Consider the following 14,577-nt stretch of genomic DNA (forward strand, 5'->3'; position numbering starts at 1 on the left):
CGCCGAGTTCGTCGCGGCGGGTGACGATCACGTTGTGGCTCAGGTCGCCGCTGGCGATGCGGTCGACCACGGCCATGGTTTCCTGCAGCGGACGGGTGATCTGGCGGGTGATGATGAACGCAGCGATGACTCCCACCAGCAAGGCCAGCAGGGTGCTGATCAGTTGCAGGGTGCGGGCCTGGGCGCTTTCGATGTCACGACGGTCCAGCTGGATCTGATACAGCTGCTCGCTCAGGGTCACGATGGTCGCGCCCTGGTCGGTCATTTCCTTGCGTGCCTGCACCGCCTCGCTGTTGGCGTTCTTGAACGCCTGCAAGGCGCTGCGGTAGTTGGTCAGGGCGGTTTCCAGCTGACGCATGGCGTCCTGCTGGGTGCCGGAGAAATGCACGTTCAGTTGTTTCAGGCTGGCGATGGCCACATCCAGTTGGCCGACGGCTTTCTGCTCGGTGTCGGCATTGGCGGTGGCGGTGTAGCCGCGCACTTCGTAGCGCGCCAGGATGAACGCTTCCTTGGCGGCGGTGACAGCCTGGAACTGCTCGAAACGCTCATCGCTCAGCGGCATTTGCTGGACGCGGTTGCTCAGCGCTTCGATCAGGCCGTAAGCCGTCGCGGCGTTGGTGGCCATCGAGTCGCGCGCGGTGTTGCCAGTGCGGTAGGCGTTACGCATTTTGTTCAGCGACGTCTGGTACTCGGCGATGGTCGCCGCCTGCTGCTTGAGCAGTTTGACGTTTTCGGGACTCTTGAAAGTGCTGATCAGGTTCTGCTGCTGTGCAACGAAACCGTCGAGGGTGGTCTGCACGTTCTGCGCGGCGGCTTCGTCGCCGTTGGTCAGCATGTATTGCAGGCGCACCACGCGCAGTTTGGTCAGGCCAGCGTTGAGCTGAGTGATGTCGCTCATCCAGTTGCTGCGGTCAATCAGACCGCCCAGGCTAGTCCAGCCGGTGAGCGCCAGGATGCAGGTCAGGGCCAGGACGAGGCCGAATCCGAGCCCCAGTTTCAGGTTCACGCTGATGTTGCCGAACCAGCTATTCATCAAAAATCCTCCAGAAAAACGTTGTGCATCTTGATCGTCGGTCAGGCTGGAAGATTGTTGTTTTTTTGAGCCAGCAAGGGTGTTAACAGGACTGTATCGGCCGCAAATCCGAGAGCTGAAAGGATTTTGTCCGACGGATTTTGTAACAACGGATCCCAAGACTTTTTTCACATGACTTTCACTGGCTGCCCACAGGGGCCTCTGTACCTTCGCCGGATCAAATGACAGTGCTGCGAACTGGCAAGGCGGATTTTTGTGGAATTGAGACTGAGTCTGTTCGGCGTCAAACGCTCGATCGACCTGAGGGGCCTGGCCCGTTTTCGGAACGCCGGGGTTGTTCTGGCGACGTTGGCGCTGGTGGTGCCATTGACCCTGTGGCTGCTTGCCCCGGCGGCGTTGCCTGATCTGGCCCACGGCAATGTGGCCGGTGCCCGGGCGTTGACGGCCGGTTGGGCCAAGGGCGACATGATCGTGCTGGTGCGTCATGTCGAGCGCTGTGATCATTCCCCGGCGCCATGCCTGAGCGGCAATGACGGCATCACCGACCGTTCGCGCAGTGTCGCGGTCGCCGTCGGCGCACAATTCGAGCACCTGGGCCTGCACCATGCCGACATCTACAACAGCCCGATGACCCGCACCGTGCAGACCGCCGGTTATATGTTCAACCGGGCGACGGCCGGCGAAGACTGGCTGATCAGCTGCAAGGGTCGCATGCTGCAGGATGCGCTCGCACACAAGGTTGCGGGGCGTAACCTGATCCTGGTCACCCACAGCGAATGCATGGCGCAGCTGGAAAAAGACCTCAAGATGCCGGCCTCGACCCTCGGATACGGATCCTCGCTGTTCGTTTCGGCTGCCAACCCGGCGGCTCCCAAAATGCTCGGCTTCATCGAAGCCTCCGACTGGCGCACGGTGACCACCCGATGACTTCTCGTTTTTACGCTTACAACTTTGGCATCCCGCTGTTTTGTGCTGCTGTGGTTTTTCTGATGTTCGACATGACGAACATCGACATCGCCTTCAGTAATCTGCTGTTCGATCCGCTGACCCATACCTTCCCCCTCGACAAGATTCACTTCTTTGAAAAGCTGACCCACAAGTGGGCGCGGATCATCCCGAACTGGACCGCGGAAATCGCCCTGATCGGCGCGATGCTGTCGGTGGTCTGGCCGTTGGTCACTCCGCAGAAGCGCCCGCGCCTCGGCGAGTTTCTGGAGCGCAGCAAAGTCGCTCCGGTCCTGCGTTTTGCGGCTGAGCATCGTCGGGATTTTCTGTTTGTGGTGGTGGCCTTCGCGGTGTGTACCGGCGTGATTCACTTCCTCAAGGCCCATACCAGCGTTTACTGCCCGATCGAGACGACGCTGTACGGCGGCAAAATGGCTCACGTCGAGTGGTACAACAATTTCCAGCTGTTCCATGAAGCCGGTGACGGTCGTTGCTGGCCGGGCGGACACGCCTCCGGCGGATTCACCATGCTGGCGCTGTATTTTGTGGCGCGGCGTTATCAGTGGCGCTTCTCCAGCGCGTTGTTGTGGGGCTCGCTGCTGCTCGGTTTCGTCTACGGCACCACACGCGTCCTGCAGGGCTGGCACTACATGTCCCACACGTTCTGGGCCGGTATCTTCGTGTGGCTGGCGTGTTTGCTCACTGCGCTGGCGTTTTATGGGCGGGCTCGTCTGGAACTGCCGGTGTTGAGCAAGCGTGAGCGACAGGTGTTCAGTGCACAGCCTGAGGCTGCTCTCTGAAGCGTCGCGATTGAAACGAAAAACCCGCCATCACCGGCGGGTTTTTCATTTGTGCATCGCTGTATCAATAGCCTACGAAGTAGTACGCCTGGCGTCCGACCATCATGGTCTTGAGCACTTTCAGCGGGGCGGCGGGCTCGCTGTCCCCTGACATTACCGCGATGTTCGAAGGCGAGGCACTGAGGAAATCCTTCAATTGCGCATCGGTGTCCAGCCCCTTGAGGACGCGCTGGGTGTAGAACACGCTGGCGCCGCCGACCCGTTCGTTGGCCTGGAACAGGGCGACCTGGTGGCCGGTGGCTTGCAGGCTCTGGATGTGTTCGGTCAGGGGCAGGAACGACAGTTCCTTGTCTGCGTTCGGCAGGGCCCATTGCGCGGCACCGAGGTAGCTGGCGATCACCACCGTCAGGATCCCTGCCGCCAATCCCTGACGATGACGGGCGATCCGTCCGACAAGACGTTCGGAGGTTTCGCGGCCCCTCAAACGCTCGAACAATACCCCCGCATACTCCGCCGCAATCACCGCTGCGGCCGGCGTCATCGACATCAGGTACACCGTGCGCTTGCTCGAGGCCAGGGTCAGCATGATGAACTGCGCAACGATCCACAGGCTGAAGAACAGCAGGTAACGATTGGCCTTCAATTGTTTACGGAAATGCCACAGCCCCAGATACACCAGAATGTTCCAGGGCAGGAACGCTTCGGGCAGTTTGGCGATGTAGTAGTAGAACGGCTCATAGTGCCCGGCTTCGACGAAGGAACCGCTGAAGCGCCCGACGCTGTTGGTCAGCAAGACCTCTCTGACGGCCTGGGCGCCGCCGTGCTGATAGAGCACCGCGAGCCAGATCAACAGCGGAATCAGCCCGAGCGCTGTCAACAGACCGGGCCGCAACCACTCGGTCAGTTTGAAGCGCTTGTCCATCAGGTTGTCGGCCAGCAGGTAAGCGAAAATCACCACCCCCGGCATCGCCAGACCGAGCACGCCTTTGCTCAGGGTGGCGATCGCAATCCCGACGATAAACAGCAGTGAATTACCCGGCGTCGAGGCCCGCTGCGCCTGGAAGAACGCCAGCAGTGCGGTGGTCACGCCGAGTGCAAGCAACGCATCCTCGCCGACCCCGCGCACGTTGCTCCAGTAACTGGCCATGGTTGCCAACAGAATGCCTGCTGTCCACGCGATCGCTTTCGGTCGTCCGAAGCGCCGCAGCATGCCGTACAGAATCATCACGCTGAGCAGTCCGGCCACCGCCGACGCCAGCCGCACCGCCCACGGAGACACGCCGAACACGCGCATGGCGCCGGCGTCCAGCCACAGACTCAGCGGCGGTTTTTCCAGAAACGGTTCACCGAACAATCGGGGCGTCACCCAGTCATCGTCCAGATGCATCTCCATGGCGATGCCGGCGACGCGGGCTTCGGTAGAGCCTTGCAGTTGATGGTTGCCCAGTGCGAAGAAAAACAGCAGGGCGGCAAGCAGGAACAGTGAAGTGGCGGCACGCGACGACATAGGTTTCAGATAACCGGAAGGGGCGAGAGGCGTGAGCATACTTCGCCAATGCTTAACAAATTGTGAAACTCACGCGAGTCGTCGCGACCAGCGCTGATCCGGCGCTTCGAATGCCGGATTGACCAGCGCCGTCAGCACATGATCCTGCCAGCGCCCGGCAATGTTCAGGTACGCCTTGGCGTAGCCTTCTTTCTCGAACCCCAGGCGCTCAAGCAACCGTGCACTGCGTTCGTTGCCGGGAATGTAGTTGGCCATGATCCGGTGCAGGTTCTGGGTTTCGAACATGTAGGCGATCGCGGATTCCAGCGCTTCCTGCATCAGGCCCTGACCCTGATGGGCCGCATCAATGTGATAACCCAGATAACAGGCCTGGAACGCGCCGCGAATGATTCCGCTGAAGTTGCACGCGCCGATCATTTGATGGCTGTCCGGAGTCAGCAGCGCAAGGTGCACGGCCAGTCCGGCTTCGAAGGCGCTGGCCTGGACTTCGAGACGGCGGCGGATCTGTTCGGTGGAGAAATAATCGGTGGTGCGAATCGGTGACCACGGGGCGAGATGGCGCTGGTTGCGTTGATAGAAATCGCTTTCCAGAGGCGCTTGGTCCGGGTCGAGCACCGCGAGCGTCAGGCGTTGGCAGGGCAGGGTCAACAGCGGCATCGGGGGCTCCGGGGGGGGCGGGGTTGATCAACAGAATTGCGCGGTGGGCGGGAAAATACAAACGCGTGGCCAAATCCCGGGCAAAAAAAAGCCCGCAGGAGCGCGGGCGAACCGTAGTTTCTTGAATGAGCGAGCGGACTTTACAGCTTTGGCGGAAGCGGGGCAGTGAAGAAAAATTCATCTCCCTGCGCCTTGGCTCAAGACGCCAGGTCCCCTGATTTCGGCTCTTTCAAGAAGCTCAGTGGCAGAGAGCCGGCTTCGGCTCGGTCGTCTGCTGCAGTGGGTCAAGCTTGCTCAGGGCGCTGCTGACCAGCATCTCCGCCAACCCCGCCAACTGATGCATCGCGACGATCCGCGCCCGTTGCACCTCGTCCGGTCGGTGGACGAGATCATGCGCCATCATATTGAGCGCCGCGAGATTCTGGCTGGCGTGGGTCAACAGAGTGATCAGGTCGACGTCGGGACGCACGCTGAGGATCTGATCGACCGGAAGAAGCCGGGAGTTGCGCCTGCGGGCTACGGTAATGGGGCGTTCGGAAGCCGAGACCGTCCTGGACTCGGTAACCGGGGAATGTTCGGATGGATCGGGGGTGTCTTTTTTCATGACCGGACTCCATGTGAGGGGTGATCCTTGCGCTTCGGCGGGGTAGTGCCGTTCACCTGTTTGTTGCGAGGAGTGGAGGGTAACCGGGTGGGGAAGGGGGGGCTAGTTCATGGAAGTCGACGCGGGTTGAGGGAAATTTCCTAGGATGCTGGCGGAGAAAGTTGAAGCTCGCTCTCCCGATAAAAATCCCCAGATGCGACAAGGCCCGCACTTGGCGGGCCTTGTCGTTGAGAGTTGGTGGGCCGGGGTAATTTGAAACAGGTCGGTATCTATTCGTTTTGGCTGGTAAACAAATGTTTGGTCAACCTGCTTGGAATACCAGTTGGAGCGCTGCTTGGTCTGGATTCCGATGGACGGTGCTTTTTGAGAACCGCCCCCAAAAATGAATCGGGGCTTAATCTTTCAAGCAAATGGTCGCACCGTTGATCGTTGCCCCTGCGCTTGCCGGTACAGGGGCTCCTAGCAAACGATACCGTCAATGATTGCAGTGTTGGCTAAGCCGACTCTCGAAGTATTGCGCAGTCTCTTTGTCGGTGCAGTACAGATAGCAACCCTTCATCCCGCGTGTCATCAGGGTTCGGTATGTATTCTTGATGATCAGGTCTGTTTCATTTTTCGCGAGGGTAGGTTGCTCTTTCATCATTTTTTTCCAGCCGCGAATCGATTTATCGTGCTTGTCGCGCTCATTCGGGGATGTCACTACCTTACCGTCACGTATGACTAGGTCCGGCCCGATGATCACCCCGATGTAGTCGACTTCCAAACCTTGGCAGGTATGAATGCAGCCAACCTGCTCGATGGAGTTCTCAGCGATGATCCATAGGCTGCCATCCTGATCCAGGTTCCATTGGCGTTTGTAGTCACCAATGACGATATCAGCAGCGGTAGGGTCTTTCTTGCTCAACCAAGGCCAACAATAGCCCGCGACCACCCGAGCTTTATTTCCGTGGTTTTTTTCGTTGATTGCTTCATGCATCGCCTGAGGTGAGTCGAACACCTTAAATTCGTACTCTTGAGTCTCAAGCGTCGGATTTGCCGTCGAGCGGATGCCTAGGGTGTCATCCAGCCATGCCAGGTAACCGTCAGAGCCACTGCAGCGAAACTGCGAAGACAGGACGTGTTCTTCAACCACGGCACCCTTTGCTTTTGCAAAGGCGCGTATCGCCTGCTTGCTGCCGATATCGCTCAAAGTTACACGCTGGTCTTCATCAATGAAGAAAATTGAGCATTTCGCTGAGTCAATCAGCTCTTTGATCTGGTTCTCCCCAAGGTTTCCGTAAAGCCCGCTTTTCTCATTCAGCCGGTGAGCTTCGTCCACGATAAGCGCATCGAATGTGTTGGGCTCAGTGTCGATGAACGCCCCAGAGCCTGAAAAGAAGTTCGAGAAGTGGCTGCGTTTGATGGTGCCAACCAGTTTGCTCTCGTAGACCTTGCGCGGGGCTGCGTTTTTGGAGACGTATTTGCTCATCAACTTCAATTCGGTGAGCTTCACGAGCAGATTGATAGCCAGGACGGTTTTCCCGGTTCCCGGTCCACCTTCAATTATTATCACCTTGGGGGCTTGGTCCGCCGCCTCGATTGCCGCCGCCAGCGCCGACTCAAAAATTGCTTTCTGATCGTCAATCAATACGAATTCTGGTTTGCCTTTCATCAACCCACCGAGGGCTTCGGCTAGCGCCTTGGACGGGCGAATTTTTCCATCGGACAGCTCGTAAAGAATCTCTTTGTTGTCGCCATGACTTATATGCTTTTTCAGAAAGCTTCTGAGTTTGCTGAGTTCTTCCGGGCCTTTCAGAAATAGCGGAGCTTTGCTGATGTGGGGCTCATAGTGAGCTGAATCTATGATGCCGTCGCTGACGTAGTTATGGAGGTAGGCACACGGGCGGATTTCGATGCTTTTGTCATACACCGCCTCGTTGAAGCCTTCCAGCAGCGCTGCATATGACCATACTTGATAGGACGGGTGAATGGTCTCAATGAGGCCCCCACCCAAGGCCGTTTTGACGATGGCATCCTTGGTTGTGGCGTTGGCCTTACTCCATTGCTTCAACTCGATCAGTATGGCTTTTTTTGCCTGGTTTTCGTCGCGACCAGTGAGCAGAAAGTCGATCCGTTTCGACGACTGTGGAATGTGCAACTCGATGGCCAAACCTGCGTCGTTCGGCAAGCCTTCATCTCTTAGGACCTTGGCCATGTACGTGAGGGATCCTTGCCACGACCTGATTTCCGAACTGCCAACGTTCTTGCCGGTAGCTTCCTTGTAGTGCCTGAGGATCACCTCCTCGATGTCATCGTTATCGTTGTCTTTTAGAAATTGCTGTTTGGTCGCAGCGTAAACGATCACGGGCTGTCCTTAGATTCGAGTTGTTCAGAGTCGGTCGTACTTTTTACTGTTACTTTTGGCTTTATCCACGGGGTACTTCTGGCCGTTCAAGGCGAGTTTCCGTGTCACCGCGTCGTTAAGGTCGATGCCGAGCACGCTGCTCAGACGAACTAGGTACATCAGTACGTCCGCCAATTCGTCTTTTACTGCTAGGCCGATTTCGGGATCTTTAGCTACGGAGAGCGAATCGGCATCGCTCATCCATTGGAAAATCTCGCACAGCTCTCCTACCTCGCCAGTGAGTGCCAAGATGAGATTTTTCGGGGAGTGGAACTGCTGCCAGTCGCGATCATCTGCGAATTGCTGAAGGGAGGCGGCAAGCTTCACTACGTCAACCAGTGGCGCGGATGAGCTGTCTGAGTCACTCACGGGGCTATCTCTTGGGGATCGGTAGGGGGTAAAAGCGTGTAGGAAGTCTGGCCTGGGATTGTAAGGGTTTTCTCTGTCTGCGCAGATCTTTTGTTTTTCTCTCACACCTGTCTTCAGACAGAATTGCTTGCCAGCGTTCGCTATATCTTTTGAGGGGTGCTGGGAGTAGGAGGACGTAGCTCTTTTTTCGAGGCGACCTTCACGTCCTTTACTTGTCCTAACCCTGCTCGGTTGTTTTCACATCGAAGAACAGCGCTTTTCAGTGGCAGTTGCCGCTGTCTATTTGCCGCCAGTTTGCTGGCCGTATGAGGAGAGCAGTCGCCGGAAGTTGGTGACCATTTCAGCAAGCACAAAGGTGATCGCGGGCGGTAAGTCAGCACCGGCGCACTCCTTACAGAGGCGCTTTACGAGGGAGAGAGGCCCATGTCCATCTGACTATGTGGACGCTAGATGAACTGGTTCGCACATTGATTGCGCATTACCCGGCTACCGATTCGGAGAGCCGTTGAGTATTTTTATGTGCCTGTGTAAAAAGCCTCTTCGGCCGAAAAAAACAGGTGCTGATTTGAGAATCCCAAAATCAGCACCAAATCGCAGGCACAAAAAAAGACGTCCAAGGACGTCTTTTTTGTCTATTTGGTGGAGCCGGGGGGGATGGTCAATCACATCATATACCCCTGCACAAGCCTCTAAATACGTACGCTTGATGTCCAGCACCAGCACTTAGGTGTCACACCCTGATGGGGTTAGTTGATGATTCACCAAACCTTACACAGCGATCCTTTCAGTAGCAGGAGGAGGAGAGTGTAAGGATTTGAACCTGCTCCTAAGAGGCCTCTTGATCAGGGATCTTGAAAATCACGAGCAAGCATCGTTGACGCCATAGATGGCTCAATTGCCTGATCGCCCGAAAATTGGCGAGCCGCCGCATAACCTTCCCTGCGAAACCGCGCTAGCATTTCGTCATAGTTGGTAAGCGTCTGGGTATCGAATCTCAGCCTTAAGGCAGTTCCTTGATAGGAGGTCGTACGGTCATGTTTGCCTTCGGCGTCAAGTAGTATGCCTGCACCATTACTCGCGATAAAAAAGCTCCCTCCTGCGCGGCAAATACGACTCGTCATGTACAGACCGAAGCCGGAGTTCTGCCACGCATCATTGGAGCGTCTCCGCACTCCCCGATACATTTTCCCAGAAATTCCTGGTAACAATGCCAAATGTAGGGCGTCGCGGTCGCAAGCGATGTTTAGGTCTGGATTGTTTCTCAAGCCGTAACGGACACCGTGCCCTACATCGAGAATTGCCACCTCAACCATGCTCCGGCTTGGCCAGTACTGACCACAGTACTCGATGAACTCCGATCCGGAGTGCTCGACTACATTGCGCATAATTTCTCGGATGGAAAACGTAAGGGTATCCACCAAGTTACCCTCGGACTGCCTGATCAGCAGCTGAGCTATCTGCGAAGCTTTTTCCTCAAGTACATCCCCAGGATTCAGCGCTCGCTCGATAGCTTCTTGCTCAATATCAGCAACGTTGAGCAGCGTTAGGGGAATGTACGTGCTACTTCCGCTAGCTTGCCCAGGTGCATTTCCGTGGTTGAGGCCAAAGGCTTGGAAAAAGCCCATATGGGATGGGTATGTGTGGTTTCTGTAGTTGAGCGCAGTAAAATGGGCTGCTTCTTTGCTCTGGCGAAAGCGCTTCAGCTCATTCGCCACATAGGCCATTGTGAAAGGCTCCACCATTCCCATTCTGTAGAAATCGAATTCGTACCTCGTGTCTGGGGGCGTTTCCCAAAGCCGGTTACAGAAATTGATCGCCTCGGTGAGCGATAGGTTTTGTGGCATTACGATCCTAGCCAAGAAACTGCCTCCCTATTATTTATTTCGCCGTCTAATTGTAGCGGCGTAATCATGGTACGCCCGCTCTAGGAAAACATAGCCATCACAGGCGCCTGCGTACAGGGGGCATTTCACCCGCTACGCCATCCATCAATCAAAGTTTCGTCAAAGCAATACTTCTGGTGCTACGGCCAATGCTCGCGCTATCCGCCCAATGTTGTGAATTGGAAAAGGGGACTGGTTTATTATGAAGGAAATAAATCAGTTCCCTTTTTGCGTCTTTTTGCTGAATTACTCAGACTTGGAGTATTTCCCCAAATCGTGCCGGTCGCCGTGGTTGTGGCTGTAGGTCTCGCCGAGACCAGATATCCTTGTGAATGATGGGTTGGTAAGCTTTGAGCTGATGTTGAAGTAGGGATAATCACCATGAATATCCGGGTGCATTTGGGCGGCAACGTCAACATCGTGGGTTGAGACATAGCGCCCGGCCCATCGCTCGATGAGATGCTTAAGTTGGTGCGGTTTTTTTGTGCAACCCTTCGTCTTTACCTGGGCGTCCAGCCATTCAAAAGCAAAACGAATACAGTCGTTGTGCTCGTGGAGCGGCTTCTCAGTCGTAGAATAGCGAGTGGTTTTCTTAGCTGCGTTAATCTGCTCGTCAGTAAGCATTCGTCACATCTCCGTATTTTTGCCCAGTAGCCAGACATCCTGCTTTTGCCAAGGATAGCCTCAAAAAAAATCAGCTGGTTTTTTGTGCTTGGCGTGCAGTGATTTCGCGAGATCTTCTTTGTCCGGTGCTGCTCGGCGCGTCAGTTGCCAACTCACTTCAACCTCTGAAAACGCAGAAGCCTGCCGACAGTTGGCAGACCACTCTTCAATGACGTCGTCAGGGTCTCCTTTGAAGTTAACTAACTCCACCCAGCCTTTGTCAGTTAGGACGTAGTCAATACTGTAACGGTCAATTGACATTTTTATTCCTCAATCAAAGCGTTCCGAACCAATGGTTGATTGATAGCACTGTGGTTGGTGAGTCCTGCCTTATCGCTTTCTCTTACGGGAGATCTGGAAGATTGCGGGCTTTCCGTTATGGGGGGCAGTGACAGAAATCAGGTATTTTTTTATTGCCTCCATTCCAGCCTCAGAGAGTACGTTGTAGCCCGCGCGCACCTTTTTGATGTCGCCATTTGCGATCAAAGCATCAAGATCCGGGTACGGAGGGAAATTATCAATGGTGTCTTTTATCTGCTTGTACAGCTCGGGATCGATCTGCATTTTTTGGAATCCTTTCTGTGACGTAAACCTGTCTAAAACTAGCTCACTCCATCCCGGCTTTACTAGGGGTATATCCACTCAAATGACCGAAGAATTTTAGATAGAAAACACCGAAAGCCACGCAGCACGTGGCCTACGCAGTGTTCCAGCCCAAACTCCTGCTGTTTTTGGGTGGCGAAAACGGATCAGTCAATCGAGAGCTCATCTTTTACTGGCGGCGATCTTTCTTTACAGCAGATGATCCCAAGAATTCGTCCACCAATTTATAATGGACCTGCCCCATCACAACGGACGCCAAGAAGCTGGCTATTTAGCCGCCTGCCTTAAGACCCTGGCGTATTTGTTCGGAGAACGGTACCCCAAGGCAGAGTGCAGTCGGCTGCTGTTATAAAACCCATGGATGTAGTTAGCGATTGATAGTTGAGCCAGCCTCTTGCTGGGATAGACGCCATACGCCTCCTCCCTTTTCAGAGTAGCGAAAAAGCTCTCAGCCACTGCGTTATCCCAACAATTTCCCTTTCGACTCATGCTTTGCGTGAAGTCTTTCTTGGCCAAGGCCAGTCGGAATTTGCTACTCGCATACTGACGCCCTTGGTCGGAATGAAAAACCACACCACTAGAGCCGGAACAGGCGCTCCAGGCATTCAGGAAGGCATTCTCGACCAAATCGTCGGGCATCCGATCCGACAGGCTATAGCCCAATATTTGGCGCGTCTGGATGCTCAAAACCACTGCGAGATACAACCAACCTTCTTTGGTTGAGATATAGGTGATATCACTGACCCAAGTCGGTGTGGGGTTATCGATGGAAAACTGACGAGCGAGCAAATTTCTCGCAACAGGCAAGTAGTGGTGACTGTCGGTGGTACGGGGCTTGAAACCGCCTTTGGATCTACCGCGTATGCGTTCTTCGTGCATCAGCCGGCTCACTCGCTTGTGGCCCACTGTATGCGCTTTTCGCCGTAAGGCCTCGACCAGCCGTGGTCGGCCATATGTATTTCGGCTGGCCATATAAACCTTACGCAAATCAACGCGAATCTGCGCATCCCGATCTGGACGCTCCTCGCGATGCTGGTAGTCGTAAAAACCTGAAATCGAAACATCCATCACCCGACACAGCATGCGCACCAGGAAGTGAGCCCGTTCAGCAGCGACGAAGGCGTATCTCACCTGGACTCTCTGGCAAAGAATACCGCCGCCTTTTTTAGGATTTCGCGCTCCATCTTGAGTTCGGCCACCTCCGCTCGCAAACGCGCAAGCTCGCTGTCTTCTTTGGTGATGGCTTTGCGTTCTGGAGAACTCAACGGTAATCCCTTGCGCGCAGCATCAACCCAGTTATCGAGCGTTTTCACGGACATCTCGAGCTGACGTGCGGCTTCGGTTCTACCAACGCTTTCCGCGAGTGCGATAGCTTGAGCCTTGAACTCATCGGTGTAGTTACGGCGAGTGCTTGGGTACATGGCAACCTCCAAGATAGCGATTTAAGTATCGCTTCTTGGCGTCCGTTGTCACGGGACAGGTCCAATAAAAACCTCCGAAGTAGGAGGCTTATAAGGAAAAAGGGGACAAAGGAAAAAGGGGACAGATTTATTTTGAAGGAAATCAACCTGTCCCCTTTTTCATTTGTCTTCGAGTGTCTTTCTCATGACGAGGCTCCATGATTTCAGGCTCTCGGCGAATTCCTTTGGTAAACCATCTGCCGGGTTGCAGCGGAGCGCGAAGACCAGCGCTCGGAAGCATCTTGAACCAATTCATGTAAGTCGACGCGTGCTGCGGGAAATTTTCTAGGACACTTGCAGGCATGAGAGACGTTCGTCCGACATCAGCGTGTGCTTAAAGTGATGTTCCCACAACCGCACCCCCAGCCCGCCCGAGCGATCCAGCGACGAACCCACCGTCAGATCCGTGAGCAACGTCGGCTGCAAGCCAGCATCCAACAGCGCAAACCCGGCATCAAGGCAGCAGGTTTCGGTTTGCAGGCCGCAGACCAGAACGCGATCCAGATTCAGGCTTTTCAGGTATTCGATTGTGTCCGGGGAGGGCGCGTAGCCGTATTTGATGAAGATGCGGTCTGCGGCGATCAGGCTGTCATCGTCCGGCGTGGGGTGCCAGCCGAGTTGTCGCTGGAAAGGCGTGCGGCTTTCGTCGTGACGTTCGATCGTGGCGACGCTGGGCAGCGTGCCGATGAGCGACCGGATGTCTTCGAGCAGCCATGGCGGCGGGAAAAAGCAGGGTTGTACGTCGATGATCAGCGGGGCTTGGCGCATGGGCTCTCCGGACATGAATCCCCAGATGCGACAAGGCCCGCACTGGGCGGGCCTTGTCGTTGAGAGTTGGTGGAGCCGGGGGGATTTGAACCCCCGTCCGCCAGTACTCCGCTGTCGGTACTACATGCGTAGCCGTGTCTATTAAGTTAACCCTCAGCGACCCGACGGGCAGGGTGCTTTGGGCGAGTTGTGTAAGTTTTAGCCGCTTCGTCCACAACGTACTGCACGGCGATTCTGTTCTATATGACAATCATTTCGGGTTTACAGACATCCCCTGATGATTGCTGGACCCGAAGGTACCAGGAGTGCATGTCAGCTGCAATTAAGCAGCGAGAGCAGCACCGTATTGGTCGTCATTGGCAACTATAAGTAGTTGCAACAGTGGATTTACGACTTCTGTTACCAAGTCGGCATGCACCTAGAGTTTCGCAACCGGCGTCGAATCCTAAACGGCCCCGAACTCATTGCCCGGTACATCTGTTCGAGCAACAAGCATGTGCAGTGTACGCCAAACGGCCCGCAAGGCCAACCCGAAGGTTGGCCGGGCCTGGATCAATTGTTGGTGCCGGTGGATTTACGCAGTTCCAGAATGGTTTGCGAGGTTTCCGCAACACAGTCATCGATCTTGCCCTGGGCCTTGAGCGCCTGAGCCTTTTGCACGCTGGTTTCAGCACGCTGACTCAGCTCCGGCGAAGATGACAGCTGCCCCTTGGCATTGTTGATGGTCTGGATATTGGCGTCGCACAGGTCGGCAGGCTTGTCTGCAGCAAAGGACGTGGAAGCCATCATCGAGGCAGTAACGAACAGACCTAACAGTACAGAACGTTTCATATGAGTCTCCTTGAACTGAGGGATCCCGACTTCGCTGGCCGTCAGGACGGGCAACCGAATGGAGGAAAAGC

The 14,577-nt window shown here is 55.4% G+C and carries 15 protein-coding genes, 1 other RNA gene and 1 pseudogene; 2 read left to right on the plus strand and 15 right to left on the minus strand.

The features are described 5' to 3' along the window. Positions 1-19: 19 nt before the first annotated feature. Positions 20-1,033 (minus strand): annotated as a pseudogene (locus tag NE357_RS03730) (methyl-accepting chemotaxis protein); the annotation flags it as partial. Positions 1,034-1,288: 255 nt separating this feature from the next. Between NE357_RS03730 and NE357_RS03735 the strand changes: the two are divergent. Together NE357_RS03735 and NE357_RS03740 are read left to right on the plus strand one after the other, a co-directional pair. After that, positions 1,289-1,960: a lipopolysaccharide core heptose(II)-phosphate phosphatase PmrG gene (locus tag NE357_RS03735; RefSeq protein WP_169428778.1), complete on the plus strand. Its 672-nt coding sequence runs from the start codon at positions 1,289-1,291 to the stop codon at positions 1,958-1,960. Continuing rightward, entirely contained in the window at positions 1,957-2,778 is an 822-nt protein-coding gene (locus NE357_RS03740) for a phosphatase PAP2 family protein (RefSeq protein WP_169428779.1), read from the plus strand. Before NE357_RS03735 ends, NE357_RS03740 begins: the two co-directional genes overlap by 4 nt. Positions 2,779-2,842: 64 nt before the next feature. Here NE357_RS03740 and NE357_RS03745 read toward each other — a convergent pair whose 3' ends face one another. The 14 genes from NE357_RS03745 to NE357_RS03810 form a co-directional block, all read right to left on the minus strand. Beyond that, positions 2,843-4,324: an ArnT family glycosyltransferase gene (locus NE357_RS03745; RefSeq protein WP_432760318.1), complete on the minus strand. Its 1,482-nt coding sequence runs from the start codon at positions 4,322-4,324 to the stop codon at positions 2,843-2,845. A gap of 30 nt (positions 4,325-4,354) precedes the next feature. Then, positions 4,355-4,942 carry a ribosomal protein S5-alanine N-acetyltransferase gene (gene rimJ / locus NE357_RS03750; RefSeq protein WP_169428780.1) on the minus strand — a complete coding sequence of 196 codons (588 nt, stop codon included), beginning with the start codon at positions 4,940-4,942 and terminating at the stop codon, positions 4,355-4,357. A gap of 238 nt (positions 4,943-5,180) precedes the next feature. Then, positions 5,181-5,546, minus strand: a complete 366-nt coding sequence (locus tag NE357_RS03755; protein WP_169428781.1) for a DUF6124 family protein — start codon at positions 5,544-5,546, stop codon at positions 5,181-5,183. Positions 5,547-6,021: 475 nt separating this feature from the next. Continuing rightward, positions 6,022-7,890: a DUF2075 domain-containing protein gene (locus NE357_RS03760; protein WP_169428782.1), complete on the minus strand. Its 1,869-nt coding sequence runs from the start codon at positions 7,888-7,890 to the stop codon at positions 6,022-6,024. 24 nt (positions 7,891-7,914) lie between these two features. Further along, positions 7,915-8,298, minus strand: a complete 384-nt coding sequence (locus NE357_RS03765) for a nucleotide pyrophosphohydrolase (RefSeq protein WP_169428783.1) — start codon at positions 8,296-8,298, stop codon at positions 7,915-7,917. Positions 8,299-9,140: 842 nt separating this feature from the next. Beyond that, a complete protein-coding gene (locus NE357_RS03770; RefSeq protein ID WP_169428784.1) occupies positions 9,141-10,157 on the minus strand; it encodes a hypothetical protein in 1,017 nt (338 codons plus the stop codon). A 270-nt stretch (positions 10,158-10,427) separates the two neighbouring features. Then, complete coding sequence (locus NE357_RS03775) at positions 10,428-10,805, minus strand: hypothetical protein (RefSeq protein ID WP_169428785.1); 378 nt, start codon at positions 10,803-10,805, stop codon at positions 10,428-10,430. A 60-nt stretch (positions 10,806-10,865) separates the two neighbouring features. Further along, on the minus strand, positions 10,866-11,105 hold the full coding sequence (locus NE357_RS03780; protein ID WP_169428786.1) for a hypothetical protein: 240 nt from the start codon (positions 11,103-11,105) through the stop codon (positions 10,866-10,868). Between the two features lie 69 nt (positions 11,106-11,174). Next, complete coding sequence (locus NE357_RS03785) at positions 11,175-11,408, minus strand: hypothetical protein (RefSeq protein WP_169428787.1); 234 nt, start codon at positions 11,406-11,408, stop codon at positions 11,175-11,177. Between the two features lie 306 nt (positions 11,409-11,714). Continuing rightward, entirely contained in the window at positions 11,715-12,578 is an 864-nt protein-coding gene (locus tag NE357_RS03790) for an IS3 family transposase (protein WP_169428788.1), read from the minus strand. Further along, positions 12,575-12,868 carry a transposase gene (locus NE357_RS03795; RefSeq protein WP_169428789.1) on the minus strand — a complete coding sequence of 98 codons (294 nt, stop codon included), beginning with the start codon at positions 12,866-12,868 and terminating at the stop codon, positions 12,575-12,577. Before NE357_RS03795 ends, NE357_RS03790 begins: the two co-directional genes overlap by 4 nt. Positions 12,869-13,192: 324 nt before the next feature. Next, positions 13,193-13,675, minus strand: coding sequence for an isochorismatase family protein (locus NE357_RS03800; RefSeq protein ID WP_169428790.1), 483 nt, complete (start codon positions 13,673-13,675; stop codon positions 13,193-13,195). Positions 13,676-13,742: 67 nt separating this feature from the next. Next, positions 13,743-14,132: a transfer-messenger RNA gene (gene ssrA / locus NE357_RS03805) on the minus strand. Positions 14,133-14,227: 95 nt separating this feature from the next. Then, a complete protein-coding gene (locus NE357_RS03810) occupies positions 14,228-14,506 on the minus strand; it encodes a hypothetical protein (protein WP_085711868.1) in 279 nt (92 codons plus the stop codon). Positions 14,507-14,577: the final 71 nt, after the last annotated feature.

The organism is Pseudomonas sp. G7(2022), assembly GCF_052660475.1.

Bases quoted from the DNA above. Each gene is read 5' to 3' on its own strand.
- NE357_RS03740 (WP_169428779.1), top strand. From the start codon at position 1,957: ATGACTTCTCGTTTTTACGCTTACAACTTTGGCATCCCGCTGTTTTGT.
- NE357_RS03745 (WP_432760318.1), bottom strand. From the start codon at position 4,324: ATGCTCACGCCTCTCGCCCCTTCCGGTTATCTGAAACCTATGTCGTCG.
- rimJ (WP_169428780.1), bottom strand. From the start codon at position 4,942: ATGCCGCTGTTGACCCTGCCCTGCCAACGCCTGACGCTCGCGGTGCTC.
- NE357_RS03755 (WP_169428781.1), bottom strand. From the start codon at position 5,546: ATGAAAAAAGACACCCCCGATCCATCCGAACATTCCCCGGTTACCGAG.
- NE357_RS03775 (WP_169428785.1), bottom strand. From the start codon at position 10,805: ATGCTTACTGACGAGCAGATTAACGCAGCTAAGAAAACCACTCGCTAT.
- NE357_RS03780 (WP_169428786.1), bottom strand. From the start codon at position 11,105: ATGTCAATTGACCGTTACAGTATTGACTACGTCCTAACTGACAAAGGC.
- NE357_RS03785 (WP_169428787.1), bottom strand. From the start codon at position 11,408: ATGCAGATCGATCCCGAGCTGTACAAGCAGATAAAAGACACCATTGAT.
- NE357_RS03795 (WP_169428789.1), bottom strand. From the start codon at position 12,868: ATGTACCCAAGCACTCGCCGTAACTACACCGATGAGTTCAAGGCTCAA.
- NE357_RS03800 (WP_169428790.1), bottom strand. From the start codon at position 13,675: ATGCGCCAAGCCCCGCTGATCATCGACGTACAACCCTGCTTTTTCCCG.
- NE357_RS03810 (WP_085711868.1), bottom strand. From the start codon at position 14,506: ATGAAACGTTCTGTACTGTTAGGTCTGTTCGTTACTGCCTCGATGATG.